The sequence below is a fragment of the Pseudomonas sp. RIT-PI-r genome (assembly GCF_001297015.1).
Lineage (GTDB): Bacteria > Pseudomonadota > Gammaproteobacteria > Pseudomonadales > Pseudomonadaceae > Aquipseudomonas.
The window spans coordinates 1-11325 of record NZ_LIGE01000018.1 but is presented as its reverse complement, the minus strand read 5'-3'; the positions used below and the strand labels follow the sequence as shown (position 1 = coordinate 11325).

The window sequence follows — 11325 nt, the reverse complement described above, 5'->3', positions numbered from 1 at the left end:
CCGGTCTCAAGCTGCTTTTTTTGCCGTGACGAAGGCCGCAAGGCTCGCCACGTTAGTGAAATGGTTGCGGGTGTCTTTGGCGTCGGCGTCGATTTTGATGCCGTACTTTTTCTGGATCGCCAGACCCAGTTCCAGCGCGTCGACGGAATCCAGGCCCAGGCCTTCGCCGAACAGCGTTTGTTCATCGCCGATGTCGTCGACGCTGATGTCTTCGAGGCCGAGGGCGTCGATGATCAGCAGTTTGATGTCACGATTCAGATCGCTCATCTTCGGCGAGCTCCTTAATAAAGTAAGAGTGCAAATAATCGTTGAGCTTGCGCGAGGCTTGCGGTGCAGGCCCCTGCGCGGCGAAGGCTTGTGGGTCTATATCGGCCCCGACGCGAAAACTGAAGTGCACGCGGCGAGACGGGATCCGATACCACGGTTCGGCTTTGGTCAGCGTGGTCGGGTTGACCTTGATGATCACCGGGGTGAGGATTTTCGCACCGCGCAGGGCAATCGCCGCCGCCCCCCGATGAAAGGCCGGTGGCTGTCCCGGCTGGGTGCGCGTGCCTTCGGGGAAAATGATCAGCGTCTGGCCGTTTTGCAAGGATTGGGCGGCGGCATCGAGCATGTCCATGCTGCCGTCGTTGCTGATGTATTCGGTGCTGCGCAGCGGCCCGCGAGTGAAGGGGTTTTCCCACAGGCTTTTCTTCACCACGCAATTGGCCTGGCGAACCAGACCGATGAGGAATACCACGTCGATCAGTGACGGGTGATTGGCGATGATCATTTGTCCCGGACGACCGAGGCGTTCGGCACCTTGAATGTCGTAGGTCAGCACGCCGGTGCGAGCCATGAACCGCACGAAGAACCAGAACAGCCGACTGACGGTCTGCCGCGCACGCTGACGATGGCGGAGCGCGTCACCGGGCAGGCAGCCCAGCAGCGGGAACACCAACACGCGCAGGCACAGCCCGCCGAGCCCGAACAGGGCGAAGCTTGCGGCGGTGGCCAGCAGGCGCCAGTAATAGGCGTCGCGGTTTTTCTCGGTTACAGGCTGCGTTGCCAGGTCCATACGCGATTTTTCCAGGCATGTTGGCAAAGGGGTTGCTGGCCGAGCAGGGTTCGCAGCAGATTGAGCGCGTGGGGCCAGTGCGCGTTGGACAGTGCTTCTGTGGTGCTGTTCAGGGTCAGCCGCCAGTCGGTACCGGGGGTGAGCAGCAGGCCTACGGCGTACGGAAACGGCACGTCATCGATCCACTTCGAGTAGGCGACGGGCGGCTGTTCTTCGGTGATCACCAGCAGCACGGCGGGGGCGCCCTCATTCAACAGGGCAGCGGCTTCGAGCATGCCGTGTTCGAGGCCGTCGCCCGCCGCAGCGAGGGCGGTCATTTCGCTGGTCTCACCGCGCATGATCGACCACAGGCCGATGATCGCGTTGTGCACCGAGAGGCTGAACTGGGTCGGCGACAGCGGTTGCTCGGTCGCCAGATCGCTGAGGATCTCGTAAGTGCGCGGGGTTTCACCATGACGCGAAACGAACACCAGCGGCAGATTCTCCCGTCCGTCGGCCAGAGGCCAGCCAACGCTGAATGCCATGCGTGCCAGTCGGCTGAGGCGACGGCGCTGCATGGCCGGCAAAAACGACACATCGGGCGCGGCATCACTGCTCTGGAGCACCACCGGTTGTCGGCTCCAGGCCTGCCAGGCGTCCACGCTGTCGAGCCCGGGGGCCCACGCGCGCCATTGGGCGATGTTGAAGTTGATCACGGACATTCATCCCGCCCCTGCGGGCTTGTATTGACGCGTTGAATCACCAGAACGCGACGGGCGTGGCGTGGCGCTTGGCGCCGAGTGGCGCGCATTATCCCGGTGCGACGAGTGTGTAGCAAATGCTGGTTACATTTTGTGCAACGAAATGTACCGATTGGTTCGCGGTAAAACTGTCATTTGGCCATTATCCAGATTGTCAGCGGCTTGTCTGTCGGGCATGGCGAAGATCAATGACAGTTTCTACGTCGCGCATGCGGCGATATTTGCACCGGACTTTGTAGTCCGTGTCCGTGGAGGTAGCGAACCGAGGCCACGCGCATCTACACTCGGTCATTCTTTGATACACGGAGGTTTGGTCATGCGGCGCGTGGTGTTCAATCAGAAAGGTGGCGTAGGCAAATCCAGCATTGCCTGCAATCTGGCGGCGGTCAGCGCCAGCGAGGGTTATCGCACGTTGTTGGTGGATCTCGATGCCCAAGCCAACTCCACTCAGTATCTGACCGGGCTCACCGGCGATGACATTCCGATGGGCATTGCCGACTTCTTCAAGCAGACGCTGTCCTCGGGGCCGTTCTCGAAGAAGAATCAGGCGGATATCTACGAAACCCCGTTCGACAACCTCCATATCATCACCGCCACCGCCGAATTGGCCGACCTGCAGCCCAAGCTTGAGGCCAAGCACAAGATCAACAAGCTGCGTAAGTTGCTGGATGAGTTGTCCGAGGATTACGACCGGATCTACCTCGATACCCCGCCAGCGCTGAATTTCTATGCGGTATCGGCGCTGATAGCTGCTGATCGCGTGTTGATTCCTTTTGATTGCGACAGCTTCTCCCGTCAGGCCCTGTACGGCCTGATCGCGGAAATCGAAGAGTTGAAGGACGACCACAACGAAGGTCTGGAAGTCGAAGGTATCGTGGTCAACCAGTTCCAGGCCCGGGCCAGCCTGCCTCAACAGATCCTGGATGAACTGATTGCCGAAGGTTTGCCGGTACTGCCGGTGTATCTGACCAGTTCGGTGCGCATGCGTGAATCGCACCAGGCCAGCATGCCGCTGATCCACCTCGATCCGCGCCACAAGCTGACCCAGCAATTCGTCGAGTTGCATAACCTGATCGAAGGGCACTGATCTCTTGAGCTACGCAGATCCCCTGTAGGAGTGAGCCTGCTCGCGATGGCGTCCGTCCAGCCAACATCTATTTGACTGACGCAGCGCCATCGCGAGCAGGCTCACTCCTACAATTGGTTCGGTGGTGGGTCAGATGCCCTGGCTACGCAGCCACGCCATCAATTGCGGCAGCGGAAACGCGCCACTCTGCCGCGCCACCTCGCGGCCGTTCTTGAACAGAATCAGGCTCGGAATCGAGCGAATCCCCAACTGCGCCGACAACTGCTGATTCGCCTCGCTGTCGAGCTTGGCCAACCGACACTTGCCCGCCAACTGTGCCGCCGCCTGCTCGAACACCGGCGCAAACGACTTGCACGGCCCGCACCAGTCGGCCCAGACATCTACCAACAACGGCAGATCGCCCTTGATCTGACTGGCGTAATCGCCTTGCTTGAGTTCGAACGGTTTGTTCAGCAGCACAGCGGATTTGCAGCGTCCGCACTTGGGCTGGTCCGCAAGGCGTTCGGCGGGGATGCGGTTGAGGCCATTGCAGGAAGGGCAGGGGATGAAGAGTGGGGTGGTCATGAGCGAAATCCGGAATTGAGCTGATAACACCTAGTTGGAGACGTTTGCTCATATTTTCAATCGTGCAGGCTCTCGCGTTGTGCCTAGTCTGAAGGCGACCAGGCGAGCCCGTTGGTCTGCTTAGCTGTATCGCAACTTGCGATATTTTTGGTTTGTGATTAACTCCCCATAGCAAAATGCGATAAGGATGTTGCATGCATGTCATCACTGGAAAACGGATACGAGAAGCTAAGAATAAATGGCCGGCAGCCGCTAGTGCGCTGGATCACAGGCTTGAAGTGGCAAAAGGATGCAAGCCAACAGACTTTGCAATGATGAAGGCACTGTTTCCCGCTATCGATAAGGTGGGAGATTTTCATGTTTTCGATATTGGCGGTAACAAACTGAGGCTGATTGCCTGCGTCAGATATCGACCTCAAAAGCTGTACATCAAGCACATATTGGATCATCGCGAATACGACCGCGGCAAATGGAAGGAGGGAAGGGCATGAGTGTTCTGATCAAAAAAGCTGCCGAGCACTGGGAGTTCGTTTCGCCGTTGCTGCGCAAGCCGAAAAACGAAGACGACTACGACGCGCTGGTTCAGGCACTTGACGAGTTGCTTGAAATGACTGGCGATGACGAGTCTCATCCGTTGATGAGCTTGGTGGATATCATTGGTGACTGGATTGAAGAGTGGGATCAAACGCATCACCCGGTCCCAAAACCTCCGGGTTTTGAAGTATTGGGATATCTGATGCGTGAGCATGGTTTGACCCAGAGCGACTTGCCTGGAGTGGGCACTCAGTCAGTCGTCTCTGAGATCCTGAGCGGCAAGCGGCAACTAAACCTGCGACAGGTTCGATGGTTGGCTGAGTACTTCAAGCTGCCTGTAGACGTGTTTATCTAGGCCGCCTCAGGAAGAACAACTGATCTCCAAATGCTTGCCCCACTCCGGCGGCCGCTCGGCATAACCGTCCATCCCCGGCTGCTCTTCAAATGGTTTGCTCAGCACCGCGTGCAGCCGGCGTACTTCTGAGTAATCCCCTTGCTCTGCCGCGTCGATGGCTTTTTGCGCCAGGTAATTGCGCAGGATGTACAGCGGATTGACCGCGTGCATGCGGGTGCGGCGCTTTACCTGATCGGCGTCGCCATCGCGGACAACCCGGGCGATGTAGCGCTCGCCCCAAGCATCAAAACCTTTGATGTCGACGAAATCATCACGTAAGCGGGCGACTGCCTGCTGAGGTGAGTCTTCGCCAAGTCGGCGGAAAAACAGCGTGTAATCGACGCCGCTGTTCTGCATCAGTTGCAACAGGTCTTCCAGCAGCTTCTGGTCATCGTCCTCGGCCGTGGTGAGGCCGAAGCGGCGGCGCATCAGGTCGAGGTAGTGCGCCTGAAACAGCGGCAGGTACAAGCCGAGGGTTTCGCGCAGGGCTTCGACGCTGATGAACGGCGTCAACGCCTGAGCCAGCGCACTGAGGTTCCACTGGCCGACCGGCACCTGATTGCTGAACGAGTAGCGGCCCTGATCATCGGAGTGGTTGCAGATGAAATTGGCGTCGAAGTCGTCGAGGAAGGCGAACGGGCCGAAGTCGAAGGTGATGCCGAGGATCGACATGTTGTCGGTGTTCATCACACCGTGGCAAAAGCCGTAGGCCTGCCACTTGGCGATCAGTTCGGCGTTGCGTTCGACGATTTCGCGGAACATCGCCAGGTACGGCTCCGGCTGCTCAAGGCATTCAGGGAAGTGATTCGCCAGCACGTGCTCGCCGAGCTGCTTTTGCTGCTCGGGGCGCTTGGTGTAATAGAAGTATTCGAAGTGGCCGAAGCGGATGTGGCTCGGCGACAGACGCAGCACCATGGCCGCGCGTTCCTGCTTTTCGCGCCAGACCGGCGTATCGGAGCCGATCACGCAGGCTGCCCGTGAGGACGGAATGTTCAACGCGTAAAGCGCTTCGGAAGCCAAAAACTCACGGATCGACGAACGCAGCACCGCACGACCATCGCCCATGCGCGAAAACGGCGTCTGCCCGGCGCCCTTGAGGTGCAAGTCCCAATGCTCGCCGGCCGTGTTGTACACCTCGCCCAGCAGCAGCCCGCGACCATCACCCAGTTGCGGCGTGTAACCGCCGAACTGATGCCCGGAATAAACCATCGCTCGCGGCTCGGCATCGGCCCACAGCTTGTGGCCGCCGAACAGTTCGGCGAATTCGTTGGTTTCGGCGGTGGCCGGGTCGAGATCCAGCAAGGCCAGGGCCGCCGGGCCCGCCACGACCAGACGCGGATTGTCGATCGGCTCGGGCAGCACGTGGGCGGGGAACGCATCGCCCAGGCGGGCGAAGCGGTTGTCGGAGGTCGGTTCGTCGAGGGCTTTCAAGGGCCGGCTCCAGCAGAATGGCCGAGCATTCTGCTGGGATCAGACCGGTTAGTCGAGTTTGGCCGGCGGCGGCTCTTGCAGCGGTTTCTGATCGTCGGCGATCGGCACGATGGTTTTGGTTTCCGGTTCGATCGGCACCATCTTGTATTCCTGGCCGTGCAGGTTCTTCAGGTAAACCTCCATCTGGCGGAACGAGATGTTGATGTGCTGCTTCTTGAACTCGCGATTGATGAAGCGGTTGACCTCATCGAGCACCGGGTTGCGGTCACCGAGGTCGCGCACGTGCATGCGCAATTCGTGATCCAGCGTGCTTTCGCCGAAGTTGAGGAAGTACACGTGTGGCTCGGGTTCCTTGAGTACGCGCGGGTTCTCGCGAGCGGCCTTGAGCAGCAGTTCCTTGACCAGATCCAGATCGGAACCGTAGTCGACGCCGAGTTTCAGCGTTACCCGAGTGATGGTGTCGGTCAGCGACCAGTTGATCAGTTGCCCGGTGATGAACGTCTTGTTCGGGACAATGATGTCCTTGCGGTCGAAGTCGGTGATGGTCGTGGCGCGGATGCGGATCTTGCTCACCGTGCCCGAGAGGTTGCCGATGGTGATGGTGTCACCGATCCGCACCGGACGTTCGAAGAGGATCATGATGCCGGAGATGAAGTTGGCGAAGATCTCCTGCATACCGAAGCCGAGGCCGACCGACAGCGCCGCCACCAGCCATTGCAACTTGTCCCAGCTCACGCCGAGGGTCGACAGGGTCGAGACGAAACCGACGCCGGCGATCACATACGACAGCAACGTCGTGGTCGCGTAGGCACTGCCCTGCGCCAGATTGAGCTTGGACAGCACGAACACTTCGAGCAGGCCTGGCAAGTTGCGCGCGAGGGCGAAGGTGATGCCGATGATGATCAGCGCGCCGAGCATGTCGCCGATACTGATCGGCACCATGCTCATGTTGGCGCCGGTGCCGCTGGTGTATTCGTAGAGAGTGATGTTGTCGAGGTACGAGAACACCGAAATCAGGTCCGACCAGACCCAGTACAGCGCGGCGATGAAGCCGCCGAGCAAGGCCAGGCGGATCAGGCGCAGGGACTGTTCGTTGACCTTTTCGATGTCCAGCGTCGGCTCTTCGATCACCGCTTCGCCGTCGCCGGCCTCTTTCGCCGCCTGACGCTTGGCCAGCGCACGCTGGTAGGCCAGACGTCGCGCAGCAACACTCAGGCCGCGCACGAAAGTTGCCTCGATCACCAGCCAGAACATCAGCAGGTACAGGGTGTTGATCAGGCGATCACTGAGTTTCAGCGCGGTGTAGTAGTAGCCGAAGCACACCGCGACAAACAGGGCGATCGGCAGCAAGGTGAACATCACGCCGACGGCCTTGCGGAACAGCGAAGTGTTCTCGTGGGCCGGGCTGCTGATCAGCAAGCGGCTGAGCAGCCATGCCATCAGGGCGTAGCAGGTCAGCACCACCGGCATGCCGAGTACGTCGTCGGCCAATGCCGCCGGTTGCAGTTCGGCCACGGCGACAATGGTCACCAGCGCCATGACCACCAACCCGAGTCGACGGATCCAGCCCTGAAGGAATTCGACCTGTGGCTTTTCCCAGCGGAAGTGCAGTTCGGCCACGCCGCCCGGCGCCAGAATCCGGTACGCGGTGTAGAACACCAGCCACGCTTGCCCCATCTGCAGCAGTGCCGCACCCATGTTGGCGTTCTGTCCACGGGCGTCGATCTGCAATGCCAGTCCGCATAGCGCCAAGCCCAATGCGACCGGCATCGCCAGCAGAATATTGATCAGGATCGCCTGCGGCGTGTGCCACTGGCTGTCGCGTTTAAAGTGGCCGATGTCCTGGTGAACCTTGTTTAGCCGCGCGTACAGATTCTTGCGTCGCCACAGCAGTGCACCGATCAACAGCGCCAACGGCAGGAACAGCAGCGGTCGCTGGATCAGACCATCGGTCAGCTCGCTCAGACTGGAGGCCCACGGCAGCGTATCGATCTGACGCTTGAGGCGCTCCGGCACACTGCGCATCCACTCAAGGTCCAGCGGCTTGTTGCTGGGAATCCAGAACATTTGCTCATCGAGGGTCGCGCGCAGGCTCTGCGCGGTGCTCAGCAGCTGTTTCTGATTGAGTTGCAAGGTGATCGATTCGTTGAGCACTGCGCTCAATTCGCGGTTCAAGCGTTCGAGCAGATCGGCGCGGGTATTGGCCAGATCGAGCAGGCTTTTGCGCAGTTGCGGGGTGACTTGTTCAGGCGGTTGCGTCGCCAACAGGTTGTCGACGTAGGTCGACGGGTTGCTGAGCAACTCACGTTGCTGGCTGACTTCGAACTGGTACAGGCGAATGTCGGCGATCTGATCCGCCAGGTCACGGTCGACCTTCAAGCGCGGCAGTGCCTGCTTCTGCTTATAGAGAATCTTCGACAGCAGCAGGCTGCCCTTGAGCACGTTGATCTGCTCGTCGAGCGCCGAGTCGCTTTGGGTCAGGCTGTCGAGTTGCTGCTTGGTCTGCAGGTTCTGCTGGGTGACTTCGTTGAGGCGGTCGGTGCTTTTCAGCAGATAGTCCGAGAGCTTGAGGTTGGCGGTGCTCTCACTCGCGAGCAGGCTGCTGCCACCGGACTTTTGCGCCTCGATCGATTGCTGGGTGACCGTCTCCTGAGACTGCGCCAGACGTTTCTGGTTGATCAGGGTTTGCAGTTCCTGGATCTCGCGGTCGAGGCGGTCGGACTTCTCCGCGAGCAAGTCATGCTGGGCGTTGCCCAGATCCTGCAACTGGCTGTTGCCGGCCAGTTCCTGGCGGCGCAGCGGGATCAGCGCGTTCAGCGCCGCCAGCTCGGCGTTGAGCTGGTCACGCTGTTCGGCGCTGACGGTCTTGCCCGCGTCCTTGCCGGATTTGAGGATGTTATTGATCTGCTGGATGCGCGTCTGGCTGGCGGAGATTTCTGCCTGGGCACGTTCCGGACGCGTCTGTGCGGTGATGATCAGGCTGTTGGCGTCGGCCAGGGCTTTCTGCAGATCGCTTTGCTGAGTGGAGCGATCAGTGAGGATCTGCTCCAGTTGCTGGATCGATTCCCTGGGGAAGCGTTGCGCCACCGGTATCACTGCCGTGGCCTTGAGGCGCGTCAGCTCGCGGGTATTTTCAATCGTTTGCTTGGGCGCGGTCGCCAGTTGCTGCTTGAGATCGACCAGCTTCTGTTCGTAATCACGCTGATTGTTCAGCTGATTGAGCGTGCTCTGCAGGATCGTTTGCAGGCTCTTTTTATCGGCATCCGGCAGTTTGCTGTCGGCGAGCTTGTCGAGGCTGGCCTGCACGGCGTCGCTGGACGGTGGTTCGGCGGCGTACAGGGGGCCGACAGTAAGACTCAGGCCCAGCAGGGCCGCGACGAAAAAGGAGCGCAGGGTAGGCATAGAGACCGGTCGAGCAAGTGAGAGTGGACGCAGTTTAGAGGAAGAGCCCGGGGCCCGGGCGACTTCCTTCGGGGAATCTGACGCCCACTTTACCGATCTTGTTCCCGTCCATGACCGCGACGGTCCAGTGGGTGTTGTTCCACTCCACCTGGTCGCCGACGATGGGGGCACCACCGACCTTGTGGGCAATGAAGGCGCCCAGGGTCATGTCTGGATCGATGCCTTCGGCCGGCAGCCCATAAAGCGCTGCAACCGCTTTAAGCTGGGCGTCTCCTTCGAGCACGAAGTCGCCGAAGAAACGCAGATCGAGGCCGCGTTGCGGTGCCTGGCTGAACAGTTTGCCGAGGGCGCCGAGGTTGTGTTCATGGCCGATAACGCACAGCAAATCATCGACTTCCAGCACCGTACTACCCGACGGATGGAGCAGTTGCTGGCCACGAAACAGCGCCGCGATACGTGTGCCTTCGGGCATTTTCAGCTCGCGCAAGGGTGAACCGATGCACCATTTTTCCGCGCCGAGCTTGTAAACGAACAGTTCCCACTCGCTGGTGATGTGCACTTCCAGCGCTGATCGGGAGATCGGCGCTGGCTCCGGCGGCACCGTCACTTTCAGCAGCTTGGCGACCCACGGCAGGCTCGTGCCCTGCACCAGCAGCGATACCAGCACGATGAAAAACGCGAGGTTGAAGTACAGCTGTGCATTCTGCAGCCCGGCCATCAGCGGGAACACCGCGAGAATGATCGGTACCGCACCGCGCAGGCCAACCCAGGAAATAAACGCCTTCTCACGACCATGGAATGCCTTGAACGGCAGCAGGCCGACCATCACCGACAGCGGCCGCGCGAACAGAATCATCCACAGAGCCAGACCGAGTGCGGGCAGGGCGATGGGCAGCAAATCGTGCGGCGTCACCAGCAGCCCCAGCACGAGGAACATGCCGATCTGCGCCAGCCACGCCATGCCGTCGAGCATGTGCAGAATGCCGTGACGGCTGCGCACCGGACGGTTGCCGATGACCAGGCCGCACAGGTAAACGGCGAGGAAACCGCTGCCGTGCAAGGCGTTGGTCAGGGCGAATACCAGCAGACCGCCGGCGATCACCAGAATCGGATACAGGCCGGCCGCCAGATTGATCCGGTTGACCAGTTGCAGCATCAGCCAGCCTCCGCCCAGACCGATCACGCCGCCGATGCCGAACTCGCGGATCAGGTGGGTCAACAGGCTCCAGTGCAGGCCGGTCTGGCCGCTGGCGAGCATGTCGATCAGAGTGACAGTGAGAAATACCGCCATCGGGTCGTTGCTGCCGGATTCGATTTCCAGGCTGGCGGTCACCCGTTCGTTCAGGCCTTTGCCACCGAGCAGCGAGAACACCGCTGCGGCGTCAGTGGAGCCGACGATGGCGCCGATCAGCAGGCCTTGAATCAGATTGAGGTCGAACAACCAGGCGGCGGCCATGCCGGTCAGCCCGGTGGTAATCAACACCCCGACCGTGGCCAGCGATAGCGCCGGCCACAAGGCTACGCGGAAACTCGACACTCGCGTGCGCAAACCGCCGTCGAGGAGGATCACCGCCAGTGCGAGGTTGCCGACCAGATAGGCCGTCGGGTAGTTATCGAAAATGATTCCGCCGCCATCGACCCCGGCGGCCATGCCGACCGCGAGAATAATGACCAGAATCGGAATGCCGAGACGCGAAGACAATGAACTGACAAGAATGCTCGCACCTACCAGCAACGCGCCGATCAAGAACAGGCTGTTGATGGTCGTCGCATTCAAAGGCAGTACTCCAGAAGCGTAAATACGGGCACAAACTGACCATGCAGTCTGCGTGCCAGCGATTCTAACCTGTTGAAATGTGATGCTGTCAAAAAGGTTTTTACGCTGGCGTGTTCGGGATTTTGGTTCGGCTGAAGATTGCAGCCCTCACCCTAGCCCTCTCCCAGGGGGAGAGGGGACTGATCGCGGTGTTTGTGCGAGGTACATCGACCTGAAAATTCTGAGTCGAACTCAGGTTTGAAAAGCACAAAGATCTGCTCCCTTTCCCCTCTCCCGAGGGTAGAGGGGACTGATCGAGGTGTTTGTGCGAGGTACATCGACCTGAAAATTCTGAGTCGA

General features: G+C 60.0%; 10 protein-coding genes. 3 read left to right on the top strand and 7 right to left on the bottom strand.

What is annotated here, in order from left to right; all coding sequences use genetic code 11:
* Window positions 1-6: 6 nt before the first annotated feature.
* The 3 genes from AK821_RS05880 to AK821_RS05870 are packed head-to-tail and all read right to left on the bottom strand — an operon-like array spanning window position 7 to window position 1758.
* Entirely contained in the window at window positions 7-267 is a 261-nt protein-coding gene (locus tag AK821_RS05880) for a phosphopantetheine-binding protein (RefSeq protein ID WP_064388842.1), read from the bottom strand.
* Window positions 248-1057, bottom strand: coding sequence for a lysophospholipid acyltransferase family protein (locus tag AK821_RS05875; RefSeq protein WP_064388841.1), 810 nt, complete (start codon window positions 1055-1057; stop codon window positions 248-250). The genes AK821_RS05880 and AK821_RS05875 overlap by 20 nt, the downstream gene beginning before the upstream one ends.
* Window positions 1033-1758: a beta-ketoacyl synthase chain length factor gene (locus tag AK821_RS05870; RefSeq protein ID WP_064388840.1), complete on the bottom strand. Its 726-nt coding sequence runs from the start codon at window positions 1756-1758 to the stop codon at window positions 1033-1035. Before AK821_RS05870 ends, AK821_RS05875 begins: the two co-directional genes overlap by 25 nt.
* A 355-nt stretch (window positions 1759-2113) precedes the next feature.
* On the opposite strand from AK821_RS05870, the gene AK821_RS05865 reads away from it, so the two are divergent.
* Window positions 2114-2884 (top strand): ParA family protein, encoded by a 771-nt coding sequence (locus AK821_RS05865; RefSeq protein ID WP_064388839.1) that lies wholly within the window; start codon window positions 2114-2116, stop codon window positions 2882-2884.
* Between the two features lie 129 nt (window positions 2885-3013).
* Here AK821_RS05865 and trxC read toward each other — a convergent pair whose 3' ends face one another.
* A complete protein-coding gene (gene trxC, locus AK821_RS05860; protein ID WP_064388838.1) occupies window positions 3014-3448 on the bottom strand; it encodes a thioredoxin TrxC in 435 nt (144 codons plus the stop codon).
* Between the two features lie 194 nt (window positions 3449-3642).
* On the opposite strand from trxC, the gene AK821_RS05855 reads away from it, so the two are divergent.
* Together AK821_RS05855 and AK821_RS05850 are read left to right on the top strand one after the other, a co-directional pair.
* Window positions 3643-3939 (top strand): type II toxin-antitoxin system HigB family toxin, encoded by a 297-nt coding sequence (locus tag AK821_RS05855; protein ID WP_064388837.1) that lies wholly within the window; start codon window positions 3643-3645, stop codon window positions 3937-3939.
* On the top strand, window positions 3936-4337 hold the full coding sequence (locus AK821_RS05850; protein ID WP_064388836.1) for a helix-turn-helix domain-containing protein: 402 nt from the start codon (window positions 3936-3938) through the stop codon (window positions 4335-4337). Before AK821_RS05855 ends, AK821_RS05850 begins: the two co-directional genes overlap by 4 nt.
* Before the next feature lie 6 nt (window positions 4338-4343).
* Here the strand turns inward: AK821_RS05850 and selO are convergent, their stop codons facing one another.
* Genes selO through AK821_RS05835 form a run of 3 tightly spaced genes read right to left on the bottom strand, consistent with a single transcriptional unit; the run spans window position 4344 to window position 10986 of the window.
* The gene (gene selO, locus AK821_RS05845; RefSeq protein WP_064388835.1) at window positions 4344-5807 is read right to left on the bottom strand and encodes a protein adenylyltransferase SelO; all 1464 of its coding nucleotides are present in this window, start codon (window positions 5805-5807) and stop codon (window positions 4344-4346) included.
* A gap of 48 nt (window positions 5808-5855) precedes the next feature.
* Window positions 5856-9209: a mechanosensitive channel MscK gene (gene mscK / locus AK821_RS05840; RefSeq protein ID WP_064388834.1), complete on the bottom strand. Its 3354-nt coding sequence runs from the start codon at window positions 9207-9209 to the stop codon at window positions 5856-5858.
* 34 nt (window positions 9210-9243) lie between these two features.
* Window positions 9244-10986 (bottom strand): potassium/proton antiporter, encoded by a 1743-nt coding sequence (locus AK821_RS05835; protein ID WP_064388833.1) that lies wholly within the window; start codon window positions 10984-10986, stop codon window positions 9244-9246.
* Window positions 10987-11325: the final 339 nt, after the last annotated feature.

Bases quoted from the DNA above. Each gene is read 5' to 3' on its own strand.
- AK821_RS05880 (WP_064388842.1), bottom strand. From the start codon at position 267: ATGAGCGATCTGAATCGTGACATCAAACTGCTGATCATCGACGCCCTC.
- AK821_RS05875 (WP_064388841.1), bottom strand. From the start codon at position 1,057: ATGGACCTGGCAACGCAGCCTGTAACCGAGAAAAACCGCGACGCCTAT.
- AK821_RS05870 (WP_064388840.1), bottom strand. From the start codon at position 1,758: ATGTCCGTGATCAACTTCAACATCGCCCAATGGCGCGCGTGGGCCCCC.
- AK821_RS05865 (WP_064388839.1), top strand. From the start codon at position 2,114: ATGCGGCGCGTGGTGTTCAATCAGAAAGGTGGCGTAGGCAAATCCAGC.
- trxC (WP_064388838.1), bottom strand. From the start codon at position 3,448: ATGACCACCCCACTCTTCATCCCCTGCCCTTCCTGCAATGGCCTCAAC.
- AK821_RS05855 (WP_064388837.1), top strand. From the start codon at position 3,643: ATGCATGTCATCACTGGAAAACGGATACGAGAAGCTAAGAATAAATGG.
- AK821_RS05850 (WP_064388836.1), top strand. From the start codon at position 3,936: ATGAGTGTTCTGATCAAAAAAGCTGCCGAGCACTGGGAGTTCGTTTCG.
- mscK (WP_064388834.1), bottom strand. From the start codon at position 9,209: ATGCCTACCCTGCGCTCCTTTTTCGTCGCGGCCCTGCTGGGCCTGAGT.